The sequence below is a fragment of the Georhizobium sp. MAB10 genome (assembly GCF_045012825.1).
Taxonomy (GTDB): domain Bacteria; phylum Pseudomonadota; class Alphaproteobacteria; order Rhizobiales; family Rhizobiaceae; genus Georhizobium; species Georhizobium profundi.
This window is the reverse complement of the sequence record NZ_CP118314.1, coordinates 3,480,636-3,504,460: the sequence shown is the minus strand read 5'-3', so window position 1 is coordinate 3,504,460 and position 23,825 is coordinate 3,480,636. Positions and strand designations below refer to the sequence as shown.

Annotated in this window: 21 protein-coding genes and 1 pseudogene; 11 read left to right on the top strand and 11 right to left on the bottom strand. The window is 62.2% G+C overall.

The annotated features are described in order from the left end of the window. Positions 1-31: 31 nt before the first annotated feature. Positions 32-1,222, bottom strand: a complete 1,191-nt coding sequence (locus tag PU133_RS16770) for a PfkB family carbohydrate kinase (RefSeq protein ID WP_404862604.1) — start codon at positions 1,220-1,222, stop codon at positions 32-34. Positions 1,223-1,498: 276 nt separating this feature from the next. On the opposite strand from PU133_RS16770, the gene PU133_RS16765 reads away from it, so the two are divergent. The 7 genes from PU133_RS16765 to PU133_RS16735 all read left to right on the top strand — a co-directional run bounded on the left by PU133_RS16765 (position 1,499) and on the right by PU133_RS16735 (position 10,466). Continuing rightward, complete coding sequence (locus PU133_RS16765) at positions 1,499-2,365, top strand: AraC family transcriptional regulator (RefSeq protein WP_404862603.1); 867 nt, start codon at positions 1,499-1,501, stop codon at positions 2,363-2,365. Positions 2,366-2,460: 95 nt separating this feature from the next. Next, on the top strand, positions 2,461-5,439 hold the full coding sequence (locus tag PU133_RS16760; protein WP_404862602.1) for a molybdopterin cofactor-binding domain-containing protein: 2,979 nt from the start codon (positions 2,461-2,463) through the stop codon (positions 5,437-5,439). Further along, the gene (locus tag PU133_RS16755; protein WP_404862601.1) at positions 5,436-6,263 is read left to right on the top strand and encodes an FAD binding domain-containing protein; all 828 of its coding nucleotides are present in this window, start codon (positions 5,436-5,438) and stop codon (positions 6,261-6,263) included. The genes PU133_RS16760 and PU133_RS16755 overlap by 4 nt, the downstream gene beginning before the upstream one ends. Then, positions 6,251-6,763, top strand: coding sequence for a (2Fe-2S)-binding protein (locus PU133_RS16750; RefSeq protein ID WP_404862600.1), 513 nt, complete (start codon positions 6,251-6,253; stop codon positions 6,761-6,763). Before PU133_RS16755 ends, PU133_RS16750 begins: the two co-directional genes overlap by 13 nt. Further along, positions 6,756-8,276 (top strand): AMP-binding protein, encoded by a 1,521-nt coding sequence (locus PU133_RS16745; protein WP_404862599.1) that lies wholly within the window; start codon positions 6,756-6,758, stop codon positions 8,274-8,276. The genes PU133_RS16750 and PU133_RS16745 overlap by 8 nt, the downstream gene beginning before the upstream one ends. A gap of 33 nt (positions 8,277-8,309) precedes the next feature. Beyond that, entirely contained in the window at positions 8,310-9,116 is an 807-nt protein-coding gene (locus PU133_RS16740; RefSeq protein WP_404862598.1) for an enoyl-CoA hydratase/isomerase family protein, read from the top strand. Positions 9,117-9,263: 147 nt separating this feature from the next. Then, positions 9,264-10,466 carry a benzoate/H(+) symporter BenE family transporter gene (locus tag PU133_RS16735; protein ID WP_404862597.1) on the top strand — a complete coding sequence of 401 codons (1,203 nt, stop codon included), beginning with the start codon at positions 9,264-9,266 and terminating at the stop codon, positions 10,464-10,466. Positions 10,467-10,775: 309 nt separating this feature from the next. Here PU133_RS16735 and PU133_RS16730 read toward each other — a convergent pair whose 3' ends face one another. The 6 genes from PU133_RS16730 to PU133_RS16705 form a co-directional block, all read right to left on the bottom strand. Further along, positions 10,776-11,066: a DUF1003 domain-containing protein gene (locus PU133_RS16730; RefSeq protein WP_404862596.1), complete on the bottom strand. Its 291-nt coding sequence runs from the start codon at positions 11,064-11,066 to the stop codon at positions 10,776-10,778. Between the two features lie 658 nt (positions 11,067-11,724). After that, positions 11,725-12,189, bottom strand: coding sequence for a DUF1348 family protein (locus PU133_RS16725; protein ID WP_404862595.1), 465 nt, complete (start codon positions 12,187-12,189; stop codon positions 11,725-11,727). Positions 12,190-12,266: 77 nt separating this feature from the next. Beyond that, on the bottom strand, positions 12,267-12,710 hold the full coding sequence (cynS, locus tag PU133_RS16720; protein ID WP_286165545.1) for a cyanase: 444 nt from the start codon (positions 12,708-12,710) through the stop codon (positions 12,267-12,269). Between the two features lie 44 nt (positions 12,711-12,754). Further along, the gene (locus PU133_RS16715) at positions 12,755-13,672 is read right to left on the bottom strand and encodes an ABC transporter ATP-binding protein (RefSeq protein ID WP_151986643.1); all 918 of its coding nucleotides are present in this window, start codon (positions 13,670-13,672) and stop codon (positions 12,755-12,757) included. Between the two features lie 9 nt (positions 13,673-13,681). Then, positions 13,682-14,518 (bottom strand): nitrate ABC transporter permease, encoded by an 837-nt coding sequence (gene ntrB / locus PU133_RS16710; protein WP_404862594.1) that lies wholly within the window; start codon positions 14,516-14,518, stop codon positions 13,682-13,684. 1 nt (position 14,519) lies between these two features. Next, on the bottom strand, positions 14,520-15,917 hold the full coding sequence (locus PU133_RS16705) for a CmpA/NrtA family ABC transporter substrate-binding protein (RefSeq protein WP_404864572.1): 1,398 nt from the start codon (positions 15,915-15,917) through the stop codon (positions 14,520-14,522). A 224-nt stretch (positions 15,918-16,141) separates the two neighbouring features. Here PU133_RS16705 and PU133_RS16700 point away from each other — a divergent pair, with 224 nt between their 5' ends. After that, on the top strand, positions 16,142-18,085 hold the full coding sequence (locus PU133_RS16700) for a sigma 54-interacting transcriptional regulator (protein ID WP_404862593.1): 1,944 nt from the start codon (positions 16,142-16,144) through the stop codon (positions 18,083-18,085). Positions 18,086-18,317: 232 nt separating this feature from the next. Here PU133_RS16700 and PU133_RS16695 read toward each other — a convergent pair whose 3' ends face one another. After that, entirely contained in the window at positions 18,318-18,512 is a 195-nt protein-coding gene (locus PU133_RS16695) for a hypothetical protein (protein WP_404862592.1), read from the bottom strand. A 62-nt stretch (positions 18,513-18,574) separates the two neighbouring features. Here PU133_RS16695 and PU133_RS16690 point away from each other — a divergent pair, with 62 nt between their 5' ends. Beyond that, the gene (locus PU133_RS16690) at positions 18,575-18,892 is read left to right on the top strand and encodes a hypothetical protein (protein ID WP_404864612.1); all 318 of its coding nucleotides are present in this window, start codon (positions 18,575-18,577) and stop codon (positions 18,890-18,892) included. Positions 18,893-19,064: 172 nt separating this feature from the next. Here PU133_RS16690 and PU133_RS16685 read toward each other — a convergent pair. The 3 genes and pseudogenes from PU133_RS16685 to PU133_RS16675 form a co-directional block, all read right to left on the bottom strand. After that, positions 19,065-19,598: pseudogene (locus PU133_RS16685) on the bottom strand (glycosyltransferase); the annotation flags it as partial. Then, on the bottom strand, positions 19,543-19,791 hold the full coding sequence (locus PU133_RS16680; protein WP_404862591.1) for a DUF6894 family protein: 249 nt from the start codon (positions 19,789-19,791) through the stop codon (positions 19,543-19,545). The pseudogene PU133_RS16685 and the gene PU133_RS16680, both read right to left, overlap by 56 nt. A 103-nt stretch (positions 19,792-19,894) precedes the next feature. Next, positions 19,895-20,656 carry a Crp/Fnr family transcriptional regulator gene (locus tag PU133_RS16675; RefSeq protein ID WP_404862590.1) on the bottom strand — a complete coding sequence of 254 codons (762 nt, stop codon included), beginning with the start codon at positions 20,654-20,656 and terminating at the stop codon, positions 19,895-19,897. 824 nt (positions 20,657-21,480) lie between these two features. On the opposite strand from PU133_RS16675, the gene PU133_RS16670 reads away from it, so the two are divergent. Both PU133_RS16670 and PU133_RS16665 read left to right on the top strand, forming a co-directional pair. Then, positions 21,481-23,034, top strand: coding sequence for an ABC transporter substrate-binding protein (locus PU133_RS16670; RefSeq protein WP_404862589.1), 1,554 nt, complete (start codon positions 21,481-21,483; stop codon positions 23,032-23,034). Between the two features lie 5 nt (positions 23,035-23,039). Further along, the gene (locus PU133_RS16665; RefSeq protein WP_404862588.1) at positions 23,040-23,807 is read left to right on the top strand and encodes a creatininase family protein; all 768 of its coding nucleotides are present in this window, start codon (positions 23,040-23,042) and stop codon (positions 23,805-23,807) included. Positions 23,808-23,825: the final 18 nt, after the last annotated feature.

The window sequence follows — 23,825 nt, the reverse complement described above, 5'->3', positions numbered from 1 at the left end:
ATGGGTCGACCTCTCAGTGCGGATGGCCATGTCATGAAGCCTGCTGCAATTGGTGTTCGTTGAGGGCCTCGACGAGATCCTCGTGGGTCGCCGTGCGGCCTTGCGCACCTTCCGTCGTGACGGTGAGGCTCGCGCTGGCGGCGGCGTATTGTGCTGCTTCCCGAAGGCTGGCGCCGTTGAGGTGGTAGGCGAGGAACGAGCCCGCGAAACTATCTCCGGCCCCCGTTGCATCGACAGGCCGAACTGGCAGGGCTGCCACCGCGAAGGGCGGCTCGCCGCTTGCCGGAAAAACGATGGCGCCCATCGGTCCGAGCGTGAGGACAAGCGTGCCTCGCTTTTCGAGCCGTGCCAGCCGCACATCGATGGCGTCGACGAGATCTTGCCCGGACACCCGGATGTCGAAAATCTCGCGAAGCATCGCGTCGCCGATGAAGACGACATCGAGCTCACCGATCAGGTCCTGGAACCCCGACTGTGTCCGGGCTGCGCTCGGCAGTCCGGCGCTGTGAAGGGTCACCAACCAGCCCGCCTCATGAAACCGGCCGATCGATCCGCGCATGCGGTCGAGATGGTAGCCCTCGATGTGTAGGCAGGATGTGCGGTCTTCGCGATCCAGCTCGAAATGATCCGTCAGATCCATTTCGGAGAGTTCGAAAGGTTCGTTGACGATGGTGCGGCTGCCGTTCGGTTCGATGAAGACGATACAGCGTGAAAGGCGGTTGTTGGCCGGCCGGCGGATGGCAACCGCATGGACGCCCTTGGCGGCGAGCTCGACGATCGCCCATTCGCTGTCTGGATCGTCACCAAGCGCGGTGGCCAGCTCGACGTCGAGGCCAAACGTGCCGTTGGCACCGATGCCGGCGGCTGCAACGGCAAGGTTTGCAGCGGGGCCGCCAAGGCCCTTTTCGATGTGATGGGCGGTCACCCGGTCGTCGCGGTGGGGCAGCACGTCGACCCGGCACATGTAGTCGACGCTCGTATAGCCGACGACGATGAGCCGCGGCATCGCTGACCGATCACCCGCGCGCCCGCCGGAAAAGCCAGTCGACAGCGCACGGGCGAACGTGCTTGGGCGGTAGGCAAGCCTGCGAATGGCGCCATCGATCCTGAGCTTAGTCGCCGGCCGCACATTGGCTGTGCCATTCAGGTAATTCGACACCGTTCCGACCGAAACGCCGGCCTCACGGGCAACATCAGAAATGGTGGGGCGAGCGCGTTTCATCGAAAGCCTTTATTGAACCGCTTCAATGAAACAGAGTTTATCTGCGCGGACAAGCCCAAATTTACGGCAATATTGGTCGAATACGCAGCAGAAAGCGCGGCAATAATTGAAGAATATTCAAATCTGGAGCAGGGTCGTCGAACGTCGAGATGTGGAACCGTCGGGATGCTTGCGGAGCAATGGTACCCGGCGCGATCCTTCTGCGTGCTGCCACATTTGACAGCGAAAGCCGATCAACGCAGTTTGCGCGTTGGTCGATCAACAACGAAGCCAACGATGTCCAGTGCACTGCGTATCGCCAGAGGTCGATTTGGTCGAGTAGCATTGCTCGACATGGACAGGCCGTTGGTGCGTCATGCGCATCCGCACTGCCATGTGCTGCTGAAGGTCGAGGGCGCCGACACTCAGTTCTTCGTACGTGACCGTGCTGTTCCCTTGACCGATGAAACGGCGGTGCTGATCAACGCCTGGGAGCCGCACGCCTACGACCATGATCTGGCGCGGCCGAAGACGGTGATCCTGGCGCTCTATATCGAGCCCCAGTGGCTGCAGCACTTCCGCAAGAACTGGGGTGCGAGCGACGCGCCGGACTTTTTCGAAGCCGCAGCCGGCTCGATCACACCCGATATCAGGCGGCTCGCCCGCGAGCTCGCAGAGGCGATGGTGCATGCGCCGGATGCTGCTGCGCTGCACGAAGACATGCTCGGCCGGCTGATGATCACCGTCATCGAGCGGTTCACCGCCTGGCGCAGCGTGCCCCAGTCGATCAGCGCGCTGGCCGCGCGTGAACCTTCCGATTTTCGCATTCGCAAGGCGGTGATGCTGATGACGGCGAACCCCGGCGTGATCACCGACATGGACACGTTGGCAACCGATGTCGGCATGTCGCGGGCGCACTTCTTCCGGCAGTTCGAAAGCGTCATGCGCGTCAGCCCGCGGGTCTATCTCAACGTCCAGCGGCTGGAACGCGCAGTCAGCGCGGTCTCCGACGGGGAAGAGACCTTCGCCGCCATCGGCGAGCGGCTCGGCTTCTCGGTTCCAGCGCATTTCTCGCGCTTCTTCCACGATCACGCCGGGTCCTCGCCAAGTGTGTTTCGCTCCGTTACACGCCTCGCCGGGTCGCAATTTGAGACTTCTCGGTAAGTCGTGAGACGTCCCGGTATCGCCGACTAGTCTCAACGGCTGTTTCCTCCACGCCATGGTGCTGCTTCCAACGCATGCGCCAGGGAGGAGACGCCATGAACGAGCTAACGAGGCCGCAAAGCCTCGTCGGACAGTCTGTCGAACGTGTCGAGGATGCGAGCCTTTTGAAAGGCCGCGGACGCTACATCGACGATCTGCCGACGCGCCGCGATACCGCCTACGCCGCTTTCCTGCGCTCCCCGCATGCGCATGCCGAAATCCGGGCTATCGACATTGATAAAGCCAAGGCGCATCCAGGCGTCTACGCGGTCCTGACCGGCGAGGACGTCGCAAGCCTGACCAACAGCCTCGTCGTCGGCGTGAAGGCCGATGTGGAATGCTGGCCGATGGCCCGCGACCGCGCCCGCTATGTCGGCGAGCCCGTCGTGCTCGTGGTGGCGGAGAGCCGCTATATCGCCGAGGACGCGCTGGACCTCGTCGAGATTACTTACGAGACGCTGCCGCCGGTGATGGATTCGCGCGCGGCGCTTGCCGACGAAGCGCCCGTCCTCCATCCGTCGCTCGGCACGAACCTGATCAACCAGCGTTCCTTTCGCTACGGCGATCCCGAGGCTGCCTTCGAGGCTGCCGCACACCGCATTTCCATCACGACGGCCTATCCGCGCAATTCCTGCACGCCCATCGAGACCTATGGCGTCATCGCCGAATACGACCCTGGCGAAGACGCCTATGACGTCACGGCGAACTTCCAGGGTCCGTTCTCCATCCACGCGGTTCTGTCGCGTGCACTAAAAGTGCCCGGCAACCGCATGCGTCTGCGCACCCCGCCGGATTCCGGCGGCTCTTTCGGCGTCAAGCAGGGCGTCTTTCCCTATGTCGTGCTTATCGCCATTGCTGCACGCGTTGCCGACAGGCCCGTCAAGTGGATCGAGGATCGCCTGGAGCACCTGACCGCGTCGGTTTCGGCAACCAATCGGGTAACGACGCTTGAAGCTGCGGTGGGACCGGACGGTCGGATCACGGCACTTTCCTGGGACCAGATCGAAGATTGCGGCGCGCATCTCAGGGCGCCCGAACCGGCGACGCTCTACCGCATGCATGGCAACATGACCGGCGCCTATGCGATCGACAATGTCGCCATCCGCAACCGGGTCGTCCTGACGAACAAGACGCCCACTGGCCTCAACCGGGGTTTCGGCGGCCCGCAGATCTATTTCCCGCTGGAGCGGCTCGTCCATAAGATCGCCGACGAACTCGGCCTCGACCGACTGGATGTGATCCGGAAAAACCTGGTGCCGAGCGGCGCTTTTCCCTACCGCACCGCGAGCGGCGCGCTTCTGGACTCGGGCGATTACGCCGCCGCGCTCGACCGCGCCGTCACCGAAGGTGGCCTCGACGAACTGATTGCCCGACGCGATGCGGCCCGTGCGGAAGGCAGGTTATACGGTATCGGCCTCACCGCCGCGGTGGAGCCGAGCGTCTCCAACATGGGCTATATCACCACGTTGCTGACGCCGGAGGCACGCGCCAAGGCCGGGCCGAAAAACGGCGCACAGGCCGTGGCGACGGTCGGCATCGACCCGCTCGGTTCGGTCACCGTCAAGGTCGCATCGGTGCCGCAAGGGCAGGGCCATCGCACGGTGCTCGCCCAGGTCGTCGCCGACCGGCTGGGCCTTCCTCTGAGCGCCGTCCGGGTCAACACGGAACTCGACACCAACCGGGACGCCTGGTCGATCGCATCCGGCAATTATGCCAGCCGTTTCGCACCAGCCGTCGCCGGCACTGCGCGGCTGGCCGCTGACCGGCTGCGCGGCAGATTGGCGACGATTGCTGCCGCACAGCTGAATGTCACTGCCGACAACGTCGACTTCGCAGATGGCAAGGTGTTCGACCGTGGCAATCCCGACAACTCCGTCTCGTTCGCGCGCGTCGCCGCAGCAAGCCATTGGGCGCCGGGAACTGTCCCGGAAGGCACCGGGCAGACCATTCGCGAAACCGTGTTCTGGACGCCCGACGAACTGACCGCGCCAACGGCCGAGGATGGTATCAATTCATCGCTCTGCCACGGCTTCATCTTTGATTTCTGCGGCGTGGAAATCGACCGCGACACCGGCGTTGCCCGTATCGATCGATATGTAACGATGCATGATTGCGGCACGATCCTGCATCCCGGCATGGTGGATGGCCAGGTCCGCGGCGGCTTTGCCCAGGCAGTGGGTGCTGCGCTCTACGAAGAATATGCCTATGGCGCCGACGGGGCTTTCCTCACCGGAACGCTCGCCGATTATCTGATCCCGACCGTGATGGAGACACCGGAGCCGGTGATCCTCCATTTCGAAAGCCCGTCGCCCTTCACGCCGCTTGGCGCAAAAGGGGTCGGTGAAGGCAACTGCATGTCGACGCCGGCTTGCATAGCCAACGCCATCGCCGATGCCACGGGCGTCGAGGACCTGACGCTGCCGCTCTCGCCGAGCAAGATCTCGGCGCTCATCCACGGCGACGAAAAGCCCTCGGCCCGGCCGAAGAACGACGCGAAGCCGCTGAAGGCGCGCGAGGGCGAACGCGCACTGTCGGGCGAAGGATCGGCAGAGGTTTCCGCCACGCGCGAAGAGATCTGGGCGATGCTGCTCGATCCCAAGACGCTGGAAGCGATCATTCCTGGCGCCCACAAGGTCGAGAAGATTTCCGACACGCATTTCCGCGCCGATGTCACCCTGGGGGTGGGCCCGGTCAAGGGGCGTTACCGGGCCGATATCGAACTGTCCGACATGGTCGAACCTGAGGCGGTGACGCTTTCGGGCGGCACGGAAGGCGCTCTCGGATCCGGGCGAGGGCAGGGGCGCATCACGCTGACCGCGACGGAAAACGGCACCCGCGTTTCCTACAGCTACGAAGCCGGCATCGGCGGCAAGGTCGCGTCCATCGGCGGACGCCTGCTCGACGGCGCGGCACGCGTGGTCATCGGCCAGTTCTTCCAGTCGCTCGCCCGGTATGCCGGGCGCGGCAAGCCCGCCGAAGCTCCATCGACCGGCGTGCTGGCCCGATTGAGGTCTCTTCTGGGAAGGCGCGCATGAAGCCCGCAGCGTTCGACTACCTGCAGGCCGCAACGCTCGATGAGGCGCTCGACGCACTTCACGAAGCGGGAGGCGACGCGCGCGTCATCGCAGGCGGCCAGTCACTGGTGCCCATGCTGAACATGCGCCTCGCCCGTCCTGCAGTCCTCGTCGACATCATGCGCATTGAGGCGCTGCAGAAGATCGAGCTAAGCGGCGGCGACATCGTGATCGGCGCCGGCGTGCGCCAGGCCAAGCTCGAAGCGTGGCCGGATCTTGCCGCCCGCTTGCCGCTGGTGGCGATGGCCCTGCCGTGGCTCGGCCATGTGCAGACCCGGGCGCGCGGAACGGTCTGCGGCTCGCTTGCCCATGCCGATCCGAGCGCGGAACTGCCGCTGTCGCTGATTGCGCTTCGGGGAAGCGTGCATCTGCGCACCAAACGCAAGAAGCGCACGATCAGTGCCGAAGATTTCTTCCTGGGCATGATGGCGACGGACCTCGCCGAGGGCGAGATGATCGAGGCGGTGTCGTTCCCGGCCCGGGCCGATGGCACCGGTTACGGCTTCAACGAGATCGGACGGCGCCACGGCGATTTTGCGATCACGGCGGTGGCCGCCATCGTGACCGAGCACTCCGCATCGATCGCCATTGCCGGCGTGGACGACCGCCCCCGACGTTTCGACGTGCCGCTGCCCGACGATTCCGGTCTGGACGATGCACTGAACGAGATCGCCTGGGACCTGAACGCCCGCGACGACATCCATGCTTCGGCCCGCTATCGGCGCGAACTCGTCAGGCGTTTGGGCCGCCGCACCATTGAGGAGGCTGCCGCATGTCTCGCCTGAATGCCCACGAGAAAAAGACCGTCACGTTTAAGCTCAACGGTCTGCCCGTCAGGGCCGATGCGGAAAGCCGGATGCTTCTGAGCGACTTCATCCGCCACGAGATCGGCCTGACCGGCACCCATGTCGGGTGCGAGCACGGTGTCTGCGGCGCGTGCACGATCCAGGTCGATGGTGCACCGGCACGTGCCTGCCTGATGCTCGCCGTCCAGGCGGAAGGAGCCGACATCCGCACCGTCGAGGCGCTGTCGCCCGGAGAAGGCCGGCTCTCTGCGCTCCAGGCAGCATTCAAGCGGCACCACGGCCTCCAATGCGGCTTCTGCACGCCGGGAATCCTGATGTCGCTCGATGCGCTGATCAGCGCACGGCCAGACGCGGGCCGCGACGAGGTGCGCGACCATCTTTCCGGTCACCTCTGCCGGTGCACCGGATACGTGACGATCGTGGAGGCCGCGCTGTCGGCTCTCGATGAAATCCGGAGGGAGGCGAAGAGCAATGTTTGATCTGGGAACGAGTTTCGTGGCGAGTGTGGATCGCGATCCGCACGCGCTTGCCATCGTGGATGGCGCAACCCGGCTGACCTATGCCGAATGGTATGCGCGCATTTCGGCGCTGGTCGTGGGCCTCGGGGAGATGGGCCTGACACGTGGCGACCGTGTGCTGACGGCCATGCAGAACCGCTGGGAGAATGCGTCGCTGCACTGGGCGTGCCAGTTCGCCGGCATCATCGTCACGCCGCTCAATTGGCGGGTCAAAGCCGACGAGGTCGATCACGGGGTCGACGATTCCGGCGCCAAGGCGGTGTTCTACGAGGAAGTCACCGAAGACGCCGTCGCAACGTCTGCCAAAGCGGCCGGCCTCATCCGCAAGTCCGCCGCCGAGCTGGCTGAACTGATGCAGGGGAATGCGCCGCTCGCCGTGCCCCAGGCTTCGGCGGAAGACTGGTCGCTGATGCTCTACACGTCCGGCACGACATCGAAGCCCAAGGGTGTGCCGCGCCGCCATCGTGCCGAACGGGCCGGAGCGCTCGCCCATGTGGCGCAGAACCTCTATCGCCATGGCGAGCGCACGCTCGGCGTCATGCCGCTCTATCACACGATGGGCGTGCGCTCGCTGATAGCGTCTTCGCTCACCGGTGGCGCCTTCATCTGCCTGCCACGCTTTGATGCCGGCAACGCGATCGACCTTATCGAGGCCGAGGCGATCACCAATCTCTATCTCGTTCCCACGCTCTATCACGACGTGGTGCATCACGAAGGCTTCTCTCCCGCGCGCGTGAAGTCGGTCACCAAGCTTGGCTATGCGGGTGCCTCGATGACGAACGGGCTTTTGCGCAAGCTCAACGACGCCTTCAAGCCCGAACTGTTCGTGAACCACTACGGATCGTCGGAGATTTACACGTTCAGCATCGAGCAGAAGGCGGCAGCCAAGCCGGGTTCTGCAGGGCGTGCCGGCATCAACCAGATGATCCGTGTCGCCAAGCTGAATGCCGCCGATCCCGATGAGCTTGCCGCACCGGGCGAGGAAGGCGAGATCATTGCCCTCGCCAAGAGCGACGAAGCCTTCGAAGGATACTGGAACCGGCCCGACGCGACCGCAAAGGCCTTGCGCAAGGGGTGGTACTTCACCGGCGATACCGGCTTCTTCGACGAAGACGGCGATCTGTTCGTCACGGGGCGCGCCGACGACATGATCATCACCGGCGGCGAGAATGTGTCGCCGGTCGAGGTCGAGAGCTGCCTGTCGCTGCATGACGACGTCGCCGAAGTGGCTGTCGTCGGCCTTCCGGATGAACGCTGGGGCAAGGTCGTCACCGCCTTCGTCAAGCGTCGCGGCAACGTGACGGCCGAAGAACTCGACCAGCACTGCAAGACCTCAGGCCTTGCCAATTTCCGCCGGCCCCGCCGCATCGTCTTCGTCGAGGACATCCCGAAATCGCCCGTCGGCAAGATCCTGCGCCGCATGCTGGTTGCAGGCGAATATCGCGAAGAACAACGCATTCCCGAACATCAATAAGCACACAGCCTGCTGACCAGAAGGATTTCCCACATGGCAGATAAAGCCACTTTCGACGACAAGCGCCTCGCCGACCTCGACGGCTTCACGGTCGTCATCGACGCGGAGCGTCAACGTGCCGACATCACCTTGGATCGGCCGCCCTATAACGTCGTCTCCATGCTGGCGCGCGACCAGCTCCGCCTCGTCTTCGAAGCGCTCGATGAGGACGACCGCGTTCGCATCATCGTCGTCACCGGCGCGGGCGAGCATTTCTCGTCGGGCGGCAACATCAAGGGCTTCCTCGAAGCGACCCCGGAACATGTTTCCAAGCTCGCCTGGAACATTGCGGCACCTGCGCGCTGCTCCAAGCCTGTGATCGCCGCCAATCGCGGCTATTGCTTCGGCGTCGGTTTCGAACTGTCGCTCGCCTGCGACTTCCGCATCGCGACCGACACGACGCGCTACGCGCTGCCGGAGCAGAAGCTCGGCCAGATCCCGGGCTCCGGAGGCTCCGCACGCCTGCAGAAGATGGTTGGCGTCACGCGCACCAAGAACATCGTCATGCGCTCCATGCGCATCACCGGCAAGCAGGCCTACGACTGGGGCATTGCCTCCGAAGTCGTCGCCGACGCCGATCTCGAAACCACAGTCGATGCGCTCGTCGAAGAACTGATCGCCTTCTCGCCGATTGCCCAGCGCACGGCGAAGAAGCTCCTGAACGACACCGACGACGCGCTGCTCACCACCGCGATCGAGCTGGAAGGGCTGAATTACAGCCGCCTGCGCCAATCCGACGATTTCCGCGAAGGGGTCAACGCCTTCCACGAAAAGCGGGCGGCCGTCTTCGTCGGCCGCTGACATCAGGCCGGGCCCGGCGAACGGGTCCGGCATTTTTTCACCGGGCCGCACCAGGGGACGCGGCCCATTCTGGGAGGAATTTCAATGAATACGGAAACAAGACATATCATCGAACCAGCGCCTGGCTTCGCGTCCGGATTGCGCGACTTGCCCAAGCATCTGACGGTGAAGTCGTTCAGCGCCGGCCTCGTCGCCGCGATCTTCGGTTGCTCCGGCCCGGCCCTGATCGTGATCGGAGCTGCCAATGACGGCGGCCTGACCAACGGCCAGACCGTCGCCTGGCTGTTTGCCATCTATTTTCTGGGCGGGCTGATCAGCCTGTTCCTGGCATTGCGCTACAAGCAGCCGGTCACCGGCGCCTATTCGATCCCCGGCGCCGCGCTGGTTGCCGGTTCGCTCGCCACCTTCTCCTTCGATCAGGCCGTGGGTGCTTTCATCATGGCAGGCGTGATCGTCTTCGTTCTCGGCATTTCCGGCCTCATCGGCAAGGTGATGCGCTGGATTCCGATGCCGATCGTCATGGCCATGATTGCTGGTGCGCTGATGCGCTTTGCGACCGGCGCCGTCGGCTCGCTCGGCACCGCGCCGCTGATCGCGGGCGCAGCCATCATCGCCTTCTTCGTGTCGATGCGCATGACAAAGACGATCCCGCCGGTGCTTGCGGCACTCGTTGCCGGCCTCATTGCCGCCTTTGCGACCGGTTCCATCGGCGGCGCTGCGACCGACATCGCCTTCGTGTTCCCGGAGTTCACTGCGCCGACCTTCACCTTCGACGCTTTCCTCGCGATTGCCGTGCCGCTGGCACTGCTCGTCATCGGTGCCGAAAATGCACAGGCGACCGGTGTGCTGATGGCCGAAGGCTACAAGCCGCCGATCAACATGATGACCGTGATCTCGGGTGTAGGCGGCGTGGCGGCTGGTCTGCTCGGCGGCCACAACGCCAACATCGCCGGCCCGATGACCGCGATCTGCTCCTCCGAGCAGGCCGGCGACAACAAGGAAGGCCGGTACGCCGCGACAGTGGTCAACGGCATTCTGTTCGGTGCATTCGGCATCGTCGCGGGCGCCGCTGTGCCCGTCGTCATGTCTCTGCCCGGAGCGCTGATCGGAACCGTTGCCGGCCTCGCCATGATCGGCGTGCTTCTCGCTGCCCTTCAGAACGCGTTCGGACGGTCACTCGGCAACCAGACCGGTGCCTTCGTTGCACTCGCCGTGTCACTCTCCAACATCACGCTGCTTGGCATCAGCGCACCCTTCTGGGCCCTTGTTGCTGGCGTGATCGTCTCTGCGGTTGTCGAACGGCACGCATTGACCACGTCACGCGCCGAGGGAGCGGCCGGCGCCAGCTAAACCGCTCGTCCCGCACGTCTCGCCAATTGCACCGGGCGCAAAGCCGTCGCGCCTGGTGCAGCTTCTACTCAGAAGCAATGCGTGTGTCGTGCAGTCGAGCGGCGCGCTCCTGGCTCTAAGCGATCGTGATACAGCCGGCCTCGTCGGCAAAAAGCCAAACCCGCCGCCCATCGGTCCATGATCGGGCTGCTCGTGAAGAGCTTGAATCCTTGCCTGTTGTTGATGCGTTTTCGGCGCCTGTCCGGAACATGGTCCAGTCACCGAAGTTCGATCCAACAAGGCTCGGGACCATGACCAAGAGTCATCGCATCAAGTTGCTGAATACCTATCGGTCGAAAACGGAGCTTGTTCTGCAGGTGTTTCCACGTTGAGCTTTTGCGCAATGGCGGCTGTCATGGAAATGAGCTTCGTGATCTCGTGTTCGGCAATCAGATTGGTCTGGAGGTCGAGTTTGGCTCGGCGGTCACTCAGCTCCGCCATCCTGTTTTGACTGATCAGCACGAATGTCGAGAGAAAGATGGCTTCGACTGAGGCGATCATGGCCAGCACCACGAGCGAGGTATCCCAAGGCTCGATGGGCGTGAGGCCTAGATCGATCAAGATCCAAGAGCCAAAAACGCCAAGTGCAGATAGACGGAGGCCATAATGCCTGTGAAGCTCGTGACACTCTGAGCGAGCCGTTCCTGTAGTGTCGCACGAGCTTGATGTTCGGTCTCACGCTTCTCAAGCGCATCGATGTTCCGAGATAAGGCGGGTGCGAGGCCTTTTGGACCGGGCGGGGGGACAACAGGGGATCGGTCGATCACAACACGACCTCCTCATTGAAGGTAACGAAGTGGAAGCCTTGGCGAATGTTCCGGTGCGTTCGCGGGCTGCAGGGGTGCTCGCGACGATGCTGGAGATCGCATGCTTGCCTCTTGAACCCGCAGATCTCCCAGACATTCCCGCTTGGTTTCGTTGCTCGTCGGCTGCCACGGGATGCGACAATCACACGACGAGCGAACCGGCCGGAACAGGTTCGTTTCTGCTCCGGCCGGCTCTGTTCTAATTATTGCTGAGTTTCGACGAAAGCACGGATCTGCGTCATGTTTGCGCTTGTGATGGCGTTATCCGAGCCCGCGGCCAGGTCTCCAGCTGTCGTTCCAGTGTCGCCAGAGGTACCGGCTGAAGAGCCAGCGGTTGAGGTGCCAGCTGCAGCCATCGGAAGAAGAACTCGCGCTACCTCCGGACGTGCTGCCGTTGACGGATCAAAACGCCATCAAAGCCCGAGGTCGCTCAATCCCGCATGGTCAGTGGGCCGAATGCCCTGCGGCCAGTGGAATTTCCGTTCTTCGCTCGAAATAGCATGATCGTTGATGGACGCGATGCGCCGCTGCATCAGGCCTTCGGGCGAGAACTCCCAGTTCTCGTTGCCGTAGGAGCGGAACCAGTTGCCGCTGTCGTCATGCCATTCATAGGCGAAGCGCACCGCGATGCGATTGTCATGATGCGCCCAGACCTCCTTGATGAGGCGATAGTCGAGCTCGCGCGCCCATTTGCGCTTAAGAAAAGCTTGGACGGCATCACGCCCTTGCAGAAACTCGGCACGGTTTCGCCAGATCGTGTCGGGCGTATAGGCCAAAACGACCTTGCCTGGGTCGCGGGTGTTCCAGGCATCTTCCGCCATGCGCGCCTTCTGGGCGGCAGTCTCTGCTGTAAAAGGGGGCAAGGGCGGTCGCGACATCGTTCAGATCTCCAGTCGGGGGCATCGATGCGGTGCAGGCAGGGGCTTTTCACGCCCCGCCCGCGCCGTGGTTCAGATCACCAGGCGTTGTAGGCCAGGTATTTGCCCCGCATCTTGAGCTCGACCCGATCGCCCTTCGGGCTCGGAATCCGGTCGATCTCCATGTCGAAATCGATCGCGCTCATGATGCCGTTGCCGAACTTCTCGTTGATCAGTTCCTTGATCGTGTCGCCGTAGACGGCGACGATCTCGTAGAGACGGTAGACGCATGGGTCGGTGGGGACCGCCTGCGAAAAGATCTTCGTCGGGAATTCGGCAAGGACCAGCGCCGCTTCCTGCGGAAGGCCGAGGTTGCGTACCAGCAGATCGGCCTTGTCGCGCGGGAAGGCATTCATGCCGAGACAGGCGGAGGTGGTGAACACTTCCGACATGCCGATATCCGCCGCGATCTTCTCCCAGGTGAGACCTGCGGTGCGCTTCTTTTCGATGATCATTTCCGTGACGTCGATTTTCTTCATCATGGTCAGCGTTTCCTCGTGTTGGTTATGGCGTTGAAACGTCCAGCTCAGCCGGCGAGCGAGACGAGATGGGGACGGACGCGTTCGGCGTCCGGGGTCGGTTTTTCGTCGTCCGCGCCGGGGCGCACGGTCAGCGGCTGGCGCCGCCCACCGCTGGGCTCGCGTGGGCTCGCCGCGATCTCGCCGGAGCGTCGGGACAGGAAATCGACGAGGTGGTTGCGGATCTTGTAGTAGGCCGGATGGTGGATCATCTCGGCGCGCTTGCGCGGCCGGGGAATATCGATGACCACGCTTTCGGCAACTTCGGCGAACGGCCCGTTGCTCATCAGCAGGATGCGGTCGGCGAGAAGGATCGCCTCGTCGACGTCATGGGTGATCATGAACACCGTCTGGCCGCTGTCCTGCCAGATCTTCAAAAGCTCGTCCTGGATGGTGCCGCGCGTCAGGGCATCGAGCGCCCCGAAAGGCTCGTCGAGCAGCAAAAGCTTCGGCTGCGTCGCGAAGGCGCGGGCGATGGAGACGCGCTGGCGCATGCCGCCCGAAAGCTGCGACGGCTTGCGATGCTCAGCCCCGTTGGTCAGGCCGACCATGCGCAGATATTCGTAGCTGTGCTCCTCGACCTTTTCCTTGGACCAGGCGGGAAAGCGCGCCTTGACGCCGAACATCACGTTCTTCAGCGCCGTCAGCCAGGGCAGCAGCGAATAGTTCTGGAAGACGACGCCGCGATCGAGGCTCGGGCCCGATACTTCCCGGCCATCCATGGTCACCACGCCTTCGGTGGGCTCGTCCAGCCCGGCGAGAACGTTCATGATGGTGGACTTGCCGCAGCCGGAATGGCCGATGATGCAGACGAACTCGCCCTTCTGAATGTCGAAGTTGACGTTTTCGAAAACGGTGAGCTGTTCGTCCTTGCTGCCCGGAAACCGCTTGGCCAGCCCGTCGATCTCGAGGAATGGTCTTGTCATGACGATCTCCTATTCGGTGTAGGTGACGGCGCGCTGCAGGCGGCCGAATGCGGCATCAAGCGCCATGCCGACGACGCCGATCATCAGGATCGAGAAAATCACGCTGGTGAGATCGAGATTGTTCCACTCGTTCCAGACGTAGTAGCCAATGCCCGTGCCACCGACGAGCATCTCGGCGGCGACGATCACGAGCCAGGCGATGCCGATCGAGATGCGCATGCCCGTCACGATGGTCGGTGCAGCGGCCGGCAAGATCACCTGAAAAGCCGTCTTCACCGGCCCCAGCTCGTGGGTACGGGCGACATTGACCCAATCCTTGCGCACCGAGGCGACGCCGAACGCCGTGTTGATCAGCATCGGCCAGATGGAGCAGATGAATATCACGAAGATCGACGAGGCCTCGCTGTCCTGGATGATGAAGAGCGCAAGCGGCATCCACGCCAGCGGCGAAATCGGCCGCAGCACCTGGATGAAGGGATCGAGGGCCCGGAACATCAGCGGCGACATGCCGATCAGGAAGCCCACCGGCAGCGCGATGATCGCTGCAAGCGCATAACCCGTCAGCACCCGCATCAGCGAATAGGCAATCTGGATGCCGATGCCTTTGTCGTTGGCGCCGGTGTTGTGGAAGGGATCGGAAAGCTCCTCCCACGCCTTCTGCATCACCGCAGAAGGCGCAGGAACGCCGGCATTCTGGCTGCCGCCGCCCATCAGCCGCTCATACTCGGTCATCTCACCGGCGCCCGGCAGGATTTCCGTGTTCGTCGACAATTCCCAGGCGCCGAGCGCGACGATCAGGATGACGATCGTGAGTGCGAGTGCCCTGAAGTCGTAGGAGTGTGTCATGTCACGTCCTCCGGATCGCGAAGCTTTCGACATAGGCTTCGGGTTCGGTCGGATCGAAGGTCTTGCCCATGATCATGTGCGACTTGTAGGTCTCGGTCGGCACTTCGAGACCAAGATCGGCCATGACCTTCCCGCAATCGGCAGCGAGATAGACCTGCTCGGCAACGGCTGCGTAGTCGATATCGCCCTCGATGTAGCCCCAGCGCTTCATCTGGGTCAGGATCCAGACACCCATGGAGTGCCAGGGGAACGGGTCGAAATCGATCCGGTCCGGCTCGTCGCGCACATTGCCGAGACCGTCGGCGAAGCGACCGGTCAGCACCTGCTCGATGACCGGCACCGGCTGATTGAGATAGTTCGTCGGCGCAATGGCCTCGGCGATCTCGGATCGGTTGGCGCTGTCGCTGGCGTACTGGGTGGCGTCGATGATCGCCTTGAGAAGATTGCCGTAGGTGTTGGGATAGGTTTCGGCGAATTCCTGCGAGCAGGCGAAGGCGCAGCAGGGGTGGCCTTCCCAGATGTCCTTGGTGAGGATGTGGATGAAGCCGATCTCTTCCCAGACGGCGCGCTGGTTGAATGGGTCGGGCGACAGGAAGCCGTCGATGTTTCCGGCGCGCAGATTTGCGACCATTTCCGGCGGCGGGACTACGCGAATCTGGATGTCGCGATCCGGATCGAGACCGGCTTCGGCCACGTAGTAGCGCAGCAGGAAGTTGTGCATGGAATATTCGAACGGCACACCGAAGATAAGGCCACGCCAGCTTGAGACGTCCTCGTGCTTGTCGCGGTGATCATTGTGCAGGACGATGGCCTGGCCGTTGATATTTTCAACGGCGGGCATCAGGAACGGCGTTGCCGTCGAACCGGCGCCGAGCGTGATCGCGAGCGGCATCGGCGTCAGCATATGCGAGGCGTCGTATTCTCCGTTCAGCGACTTGTCGCGGGCGACGGCCCATCCGGCAGTCTTCACGACTTCGACGTTCAGGCCATAGCGCTGATAGAAGCCGAGCGGCTCCGCCATGATGATCGGCGTGGCGCAGGTGATCGGCACGAAGCCAACGGAGAGGTCGGTTTTTTCCGGCGTGCCGATTTCGTCGAGGATCGCAGCCTTCACCTTGTCGATGGGCAGAACCGATGCGAGTGCTGCGGCGAGCGTCGTTCCGCCGAGCATCTTCGCGAATGAGCGGCGCGACAGCTCGTTGTGACCGAACATGGAGCGTACGACGGCGCTCTCCACAGCCCTATCGAGCATGTCTTCGGTCGACATCCGCACGCGCTGGTCTCTTGCCGAGACCGCTTTCATTCGGTGGCCTGCATCGTCCACGCAATCGCTGCAGGTACAGGCAAGACCATGGCGAAGGTCGACATCGCCGTCATATGGATTACCCAAGGACTTGATCGTCATCTGCTGAACCCCTTTTTTTGACAGCGCACCCGGTTGCCGCAGCTGCGCCAGCCTCCACGTCTGAGGTAGAGCAATGGCCGTGCCAGATGCTCGCCACCGACGAAAAGCCCGCGCCAACAGGCGTCATAAGGGCGCGCGGACACCACTGATTTTTACGAAAATTCGTAATTTACAGATTCTCGTAATGGCGTTATGAGATTTCGTAAAAGGAGTGCGGATTGGCTGAGAATCTGTTGCTGAAGGAATTCGCCTCATCAGACCAAGCTGATGACACGGTGCTCTTCGCCGAAGCGTTCGATGCCGATGTCGAGCCTCTGCTGCTGGTCAGGCCCGAGGCCAATCGGATCGTACGAGCGAATGCGGCTGCGGTACGCCTATTCGAACGGCCGTTGGATGTGTTGCGCGAGACGCCCGTTACGGCACTCTACGAGCATGCGATCGGCGCACTGCATGTCCTGACAGAAGAGGCGCTGGAACGCGGACATGCCTATAGCCGCGACATTGCCATTCCGCGGGCAAAGGGTGAGCCGCTGGAAGTGGAACACAGCGCTCTTGCACTCAAGACCGCCGGCGAATTCCATATCCTCATCCGCATCAGCGATCTGGACGCGAGACGTCGGCGCTCAATCGACGAAGAGGCCAACAACTACCATCGCCAGGGATTGGAGGAATGGCGCCGCGCCGAGCGCTTCTTCCGTGAGATCGAACGGGAAAATCAGCTCATTCTGGCGGCAGCGGGAGAAGGCATATACGGCGTGAACGCCGATGGCGTGACGACGTTCGTCAATCCGGCCGCCGAGGCGATGCTCGGTTACAGCGCGGCTGAACTCGTCGGTCACGACATGCACAGCATGGTGCACTACAAGCATCCGGACGGCAGCCACTACCATTCGTCCGACTGCCCGATCTACAAGGCCTTTCGCCAGGGTACAGTCAATACGGTGGATGACGAGGTCTTCTGGCACAAGGACGGTCATCCCGTGCGCGTCGAATACACCTCGACGCCGATCAGCGACAACGGCGCGCATGTGGGCGCAGTGATCGTCTTTCGCGATATTTCCGAGCGCAAGCGCAACGAGGAGAAGCTGCGGTCGGCTCTGGAAGAAAATGCTCGCCTGCGCGAGCGGCTCGAAATGGAAAACGCCTATCTGCAGGAGGAGATCCTGACGCAGGCGAACCATTACGACATCATCGGCAACACCGGTCCCATCCACAAGATCCTGCGGCAGATCGATTTGGTCGCGCCGACCGACGCCAACGTGCTCATCACCGGCGAAAGCGGAACGGGCAAAGAGCTCGTCGCGCGCGCGATCCATCAGGCTTCAAAGCGGCGGGACCGGCCTTTGATCCGCGTCAATTGCGCAGCCATCCCGCGAGAACTTTTCGAAAGCGAATTCTTCGGACACGTCAAAGGCGCCTTCACCGGCGCGGTCCGCGACCGCATTGGCCGCTTCGAGTTGGCCGATGGTGGAACGATCTTCCTCGACGAGGTGGGAGAAATTCCGCTCGACCTCCAATCGAAGCTCCTGCGGGTGCTGCAGGATCGGCGCTTCGAGCGGATCGGCGAAGAAAAGACACGCGAGGTGGACATCCGGCTGATCGCCGCGACCAACCGCGATCTCAAGTCGGAAGCTGCCAAAGGCCGATTCCGCGAAGATCTCTATTTCCGCCTGAACGTCTTCCCCATCGAATGCCTGCCTCTGCGCGCCCGGCGGGAGGACATTCCGCTGCTCGCCCAGCATTTCCTCAAGATCGCATGCGCGCGCCTAAACATTGACGAGCCGCTGATGACGCGCGCGAATATCGCCGAACTCAAGAGCTATTCCTGGCCGGGCAATGCCCGCGAGTTGCAGAACATCATCGAGCGCGCCGCCATTCTCGCGCGCAACGGACGGATGGAATTTCACCTTCAGGGGCAAACCGTAAGGCCTGTTGAGGAGCGCCGCCCGACCGAGGTGGCCGATACGATCGATGATGCTCTGGCGCCAGTCCTCACCGCCCGCGAAATGCAGGACTTCGAGGTGGCCAATGTCCAAAGAGCACTTTCAAGCACCAACGGTCGCGTTTCCGGGAAAGATGGCGCAGCCGCCCTCCTGGGAATGAAACCGACCACGCTTTACTCCAAACTGAAGGCGCTCGGGATCGACAGGAACGGTCAGTAGCCGCCATGACCCGGACAGACATCCTGCAGCCGGCTAGTCGACAATTCCAGCATCTGAGTTGAAATGTGTGATGGGTTGGTCAGTCTGTGCTTGCTGGGCGACCTTGCAGGCTTGATTGGGTAACCTGCGCGGTATCGGCGTTCTGCGCCACTGCTGCGATCCCAGTCGTGTTCGCTTGGATTGCGACTGCGGGTGCGAACACACCCTTGCTCGTCGTTTGCTCGAAGCCCGTTCAGGTCGCGCTTGGCGCTAAGCGTCGAACGATCATGCGTGCGCAAAGGTCGATGAAGTATCCGATGATCCCGAGAGTGATCATGGTAGGGACGAGTTCGGGAGAGGCGAGGCTGTCGCGCGTGTCGAAGATGACGTATCCAAGGCGAGCCTGCACGCCCAGCATTTCGCAGGGAACCAGGACGATCCAGGTCATCCCGATCGCCAGGCGAAGCGGCAGGGTGTGAGGAGCCCACCAGCAGCCAAAGCGGCACACCGATGATCAGCAAGCCCGAGCCCGACGAGAACACGCTGCAGGCTGACCAGCGTATGAACCCGGATCTGACCGCTTCCAAGAAAATAAGCGAGCGCCAGCAAGGCGCTGGTGGACGAAAACCGGCGGACGAAGCTGGCCTCCGCGGCCAGCACATCGGTGCCAATCCACCGAAGCAACACGAGGACGGCAAGGCCGGTGAGACCGGCTGCAAGATGCAGCAGCCGGCGCAGGCCGTGCAGTGCCCGCTGGCTTTGCTTCGTCCTGCCGGGCGCCGCCCGGACCGGAGCGGCATGTTCGACGATAGCATTCACGCCTCGTAAGCGCGTGCGCGGAGGCCGGCGGCAAGGCGTGACCTGGCCTGCTCGAGCGCCCGCGTGAGTTGGACCAGCGGTTCGGCCAGAACGCCGCGACCAGCTCCCGCCGCTTTGTCGACGGTCGGACTTCTTTCAAGAGCTTGAAGCCGGCGCTGAACCCTTTCCCTCCAGCGACAGTTGCTTTCCCCTCGGCCGTGTTCAGCAGCGCCAGCAATTCCGCGGGGAGGGCCCTGAAGCTAACACCGTGATCAGCGGCGAATTCGGAAAACTGGACGGGAGCTGCGAGCTGAACCTGTTGGCCACGGGCCTTCAGGCTGCGAGCAAGTGCGACATAGGGTTGAGCATCGCCACGTATACCGAGCGTATGGATCGCGATCCGCCTGGCGCCAGCATGGAGTGGTCGATGCGAAACGTCTGCTGTTCGCGAAAACCGGATCGAGGAGCTGACAGTCAACTTTCGGTCCAGAGCGCGCGTTGAGAAACCAATTCCGAGGCCCGATTGTTGGGACCTGCCGTCAATCGTTGAGACGGGAGAGACAATGGACGTCGCTCTTGGGTAGCTTCGATCCGAAATGGAGCGTTTGGCTTGAGCTTCTGTCGGCGCTCGATACGCTGGTGAGGCGCGAGACGGCAAATGACGTCTTGTCACCAGAATCCTACTGGATCGCAGTGCGTGTGAGTTGGAGGCAGTCGCTCGACACGGCGATGTCATCGTCGGTCCGGACGTTGATCTGAAGAGTTGCTGTTCGCCCGCTGGCAAACTGCTCGCGCGCGATGTCTATAAGCGCTCGTAGCGACTCTGTTCTGGCAGCCTGAAGATTGGGGAGTATCTGACCGACATCGTCGCGTTCAGTTCCCTGGGCATCGACGACATCAAAATAGTACCGAGGCATGGTCTGGCTCAATTTTTATCCCCCTCTGGATACGTGCAATGTCGACGGTTGGATGTGTCCTCGAGCCTGCTGCAAAACTCCGATCGAGGTCCGCCATTCATGAATGTCGAAATGTCTATGCGTTCGTTCGACTGACGGGGTGATCCACCGGCAGATGCAGTTGCAGATAGGAATGATCGAAGCGGCCAATCTCTGCCAACGCTACTGGCTCGATGATGCGGATCGTGCCAGTTCCCCACTCGATCATACCGTCACGGGCAAGTTGCCGTACACACCTGTTTGCATGAACCGTCGACATCCCTAGTGCATCTGCAAGGTCGACCTGAGACATCTGCCATTCTGCGTGATCTCCGGCACTCAAACCGGCTTGACCGAGGCGGACTCTGATTTCACTCAGAAGGTGAGCCATCCGAACGACACAGTCTCGCTGCCCGAGGTTCAGTATCCACTCGCGTGCGACAGAGGCGTCCCGGGCAACCGATCGGGCAAAAGCCTTGGCAAAAAAAGGGTCGGCTGCCAGCTCCTCGAAGTGTTCGTGCCGGATAATGCCGATCCGGCACGCAGTCATCGTCGAGATGGTGCTGTCGATGTTGCTCAGATAGAAGCTGTGTAGATCCGGCAGGTCCCCAGGAAGATGCAAGGCTATGATTTGGCGCTTGCCTTCGAAGTCCATTTTCGAAGAGTGCGCCATTCCTTCGATGATCAGGCAGGATTGGACACTGGGATCTAACTCGCGAACGATGTCGTGACGAGCTGCGAGTTCGACGATGCGAATGGGGAGCCCCGCCAACGCCTCTCGCTGCGCCGTCGATAGCGTCTCAAAACATCCCAGTCTGTGCTCTAGGAGCGCAATGGCGCTTCGGTGATGACGAAACATGCTCGTGCTCCGAGATTGGCGGGAGCACGCGGTGTCTCACCAGCGTCATAGGCCAGTTGTGAAATGACGACCGAAGCCTTTAAGCACCATTCGATTTGACCAAAGTCAACATATGTTAAAGGCCGCTGAAGTCTTCTGAGCCGACTGGGGGCAAGCCATCACAGGTGCCTGGTGGTGATAGGGAATCGGATGTACCAGCTTGCGGGCCGGCGACGGACGCGTCCTGAACGACATCTTCTGCGTCCAGCGTTCAGGTGCGTCCTGGAGCGGTCTGCGCTGATGCTAAGACCTACTGCAATCGGTTCGTTTGCTGGCGATGCGCAGGCGTCCGGGATCGGGTCCTCCTGCCATGTCACATCGAGGGGCCGCCGAGGTTCTGATGATCGACAGAACGGTTTTCCTCGCTCATCAGCACGTCAGTCGTATCCCGAACAGCACCGAGAGATCTATCGGATGTCCCGGAGGCAGCCATTTGGCGCACCAAGCTCAAAACCGGACTGCCCGAAAATTTTGCCCGGAAGGCGCCGGGATGAAAAAAAGCTTTCTGGCACTGGCAGGCAGTGGCTGCTGCTCAGCGCCAGATCGGCGGAGGGCGTAAGCCGCCAGTAATTTGCGCAGCTGCGAAATGGTGATTGGTGCAGGTCACTTCGTCTTCAATCATGAACGTCGGTGTCTCACGCTGCTGCAACATGGCTTAGGCTGCCGCTATCAGGTTTCGTGATAGGGTGTGAATAATTATTGGGCTTGTGAGGCGACCGCCCAACATTTCATCTTTCTTATGTGCCACGGGCCTTGCTCGTGTGGCGGCTGAGGGTGAGAAAGCTATGATTTTCAACAGACGGACGCTGCTGCACGGTATGGGTGCAGCGATCGGTGCAGCTTGGGTTATGCCCAGGCTAGCACAGGCTCAAGGACAGGATACGCGGATCCTCCGCATCGCCGCGCAGAACGATTTTCAATCGCTCGACCCGGCATTTTCGTCCACGGTGGCGGAATCGGACATCCAGGACAGCCTGTTCGTTCGCTTGATCTCTTACGATGGAACCAGCTGGAACACGCAACTCGATGGCGCGGCGGAGATCGAACAGGTCGATCCGACCCATATTCGGTTCGCGCTGCGGCCGGGCATCGCCTGGACGAACGGCTTCGGCGAAGTGAGTGCGGAAGACGTGAAATACTCTTTCGAGCGTGTCGCTAATCCTGAAAACGAGTCACCCTGGAAAGGCGACTGGGAGTTTCTCGATCGCGTCGATGTGACGAACGAACGCGAGGGCGTCATCGTTCTCAAGCAGCCTTTCTCGCCTGTCTGGCGCACGACGCTGCCTTGGAACGCAGGGCTGATCGTGTGCAAGGCAGCGGTCGAGCAGGCGGGCGGACGCTTCACCACCGAACCGCCAGCGCAATGCGGACCTTATCTTCTCAAGGAATGGCGTCCGAAGCAGCGCACTGTCCTGGTGCGCAATCCGGACTGGAACGGGCCAAGTCCCGATTTCGACGAAGTCCACATCTTCCCGATCGACGACCGGCAAGTGGCGGAGCAGGGCTTTCTTGCAGGCGAGTTCGACTTCATCAACGTCGCGCCGAGCTCGCTCCCCATCTACCAGTCCAACCCGCCGCAAGGCGTGACCATCAGCACGCGGCCGAAAGTCGGCATGGAGTGGCTCGGCCTCAACACCGAGCATCCCCTGTTCGCGGATGTGAAGGTGCGGCAGGCGATCGCACATGCGATCGATGTCGATGCGGTCGTCGATGCCGCCTATTTCGGCGGCGCGGAACGTGCAACGGGTGTCATTGCCGCCGGTCTTCCCGGTCATCGCGAAAGCTCGCCCTATCCGGCACGCGACGTGGCGGCTGCCAAGGCCTTGCTCGAGGAAGCCGGCGTGTCGGGCTTCGATACCCGCCTGTCGATCATCAATGCCACCGATCTCCTGACGATGGCCCAGGTCATCCAGGCAAACCTCTCCGAGATCGGCATCAATGTGGAGATCGAGCCTTTGGAATCGGGCACGTTCTGGACGCTGGGCGTGGAGGAATCGGGCGACACCTGGAAGGACCTCCAGATGTTCATCCATCGTTGGGGCAACGGTCCGGATCCGAGCTGGGCTACCAAGTTCTACACCTGCGACGGTGTCGGCCAGTTCAACTGGGAGCGCTGGTGCAACGAGGAATACACCAAGCTCAACAGCGATGCGATGGCCGAGACCGACGACGCAAAGCGCGGCGAGATCTACGAGCGGATGGCGACGCTGCTCGATGAATCCAGCGCTTACATCCTTTTGACCCACGGCGTTCAGCTTCTGTTGTATCGAGAGGGCATTACCCCGGGTGTGACCCCGGACGGCAATCGTCTGTCCTTCTCAAAATTCAAGCAAGCGTAGCCGCGGTGGACTGGGCAAGCCTGGCGGCGCCGCAGATTGTGGCGCTCGCCCAGAAATACGCAGTCGTCATCATTCCCGTCGGCTCGATCGAGCAGCACGGTCCGCATCTGCCGGTCGAGGTGGATGCGCGGCTGGCGACCGAAATCTCCAGGCGCGCGGCGCGCCTCGCGCCTGAGGACACGCCGATTATCGTCGCCCCGACGATCTCGGTGGGTCTTGCCCAGCATCACCTGAGCTATGGCGGAGCGCTGACGCTGGATTTCGCCACCTTTCATGCCGTCATCGGCTGCTGGGTGCGGTCCATCGTTGCGTCGGGCTTCCGCCGCATCGCGCTCGTCAACGGTCATGGTGGCAACACGACGGCCCTTCGTGTCGTGGTCAACGAACTTGCCCGCAGTGAGCGACTGCCCATCGTAACCTGCACCTATTGGGACGTGGCGGCGGCCGCGTTCCGGGATATTCTCGAAACGCAGCCCTGCGTGATGCACGCCTGCGAGGCGGAGACCTCCCTGATGATGGCGCTTGCGCCTGAAACGGTCCGTCACGAGCAAATGGTCGGCCTCACGGCTCCGAGCTTCGAGGGATCCGAAGATCCTTTCGAATCGGCGTTCTACCGCTCGCTGGACATGGACGAGCTGTCGGTGAATGGCGTTCTTGGCAATCCGTCTGCCGCAAGTGCGGCCAAGGGCGAATTGCTCGCCGACGCTGCCGCCACCGCGCTGAAGACTCGGCTGCTCGATCCGCAGACCTGGCGACGGCTCGAGCCGCGATGACACGGATCCAGGGAACCC

Bases quoted from the DNA above. Each gene is read 5' to 3' on its own strand.
- PU133_RS16770 (WP_404862604.1), bottom strand. From the start codon at position 1,222: ATGAAACGCGCTCGCCCCACCATTTCTGATGTTGCCCGTGAGGCCGGC.
- PU133_RS16765 (WP_404862603.1), top strand. From the start codon at position 1,499: ATGTCCAGTGCACTGCGTATCGCCAGAGGTCGATTTGGTCGAGTAGCA.
- PU133_RS16760 (WP_404862602.1), top strand. From the start codon at position 2,461: ATGAACGAGCTAACGAGGCCGCAAAGCCTCGTCGGACAGTCTGTCGAA.
- PU133_RS16755 (WP_404862601.1), top strand. From the start codon at position 5,436: ATGAAGCCCGCAGCGTTCGACTACCTGCAGGCCGCAACGCTCGATGAG.
- PU133_RS16750 (WP_404862600.1), top strand. From the start codon at position 6,251: ATGTCTCGCCTGAATGCCCACGAGAAAAAGACCGTCACGTTTAAGCTC.
- PU133_RS16745 (WP_404862599.1), top strand. From the start codon at position 6,756: ATGTTTGATCTGGGAACGAGTTTCGTGGCGAGTGTGGATCGCGATCCG.
- PU133_RS16740 (WP_404862598.1), top strand. From the start codon at position 8,310: ATGGCAGATAAAGCCACTTTCGACGACAAGCGCCTCGCCGACCTCGAC.
- PU133_RS16725 (WP_404862595.1), bottom strand. From the start codon at position 12,189: ATGTCGCGACCGCCCTTGCCCCCTTTTACAGCAGAGACTGCCGCCCAG.
- cynS (WP_286165545.1), bottom strand. From the start codon at position 12,710: ATGATGAAGAAAATCGACGTCACGGAAATGATCATCGAAAAGAAGCGC.
- PU133_RS16715 (WP_151986643.1), bottom strand. From the start codon at position 13,672: ATGACAAGACCATTCCTCGAGATCGACGGGCTGGCCAAGCGGTTTCCG.
- ntrB (WP_404862594.1), bottom strand. From the start codon at position 14,518: ATGACACACTCCTACGACTTCAGGGCACTCGCACTCACGATCGTCATC.
- PU133_RS16695 (WP_404862592.1), bottom strand. From the start codon at position 18,512: ATGACCTGGATCGTCCTGGTTCCCTGCGAAATGCTGGGCGTGCAGGCT.
- PU133_RS16690 (WP_404864612.1), top strand. From the start codon at position 18,575: ATGATCAGCAAGCCCGAGCCCGACGAGAACACGCTGCAGGCTGACCAG.
- PU133_RS16675 (WP_404862590.1), bottom strand. From the start codon at position 20,656: ATGTTTCGTCATCACCGAAGCGCCATTGCGCTCCTAGAGCACAGACTG.
- PU133_RS16670 (WP_404862589.1), top strand. From the start codon at position 21,481: ATGATTTTCAACAGACGGACGCTGCTGCACGGTATGGGTGCAGCGATC.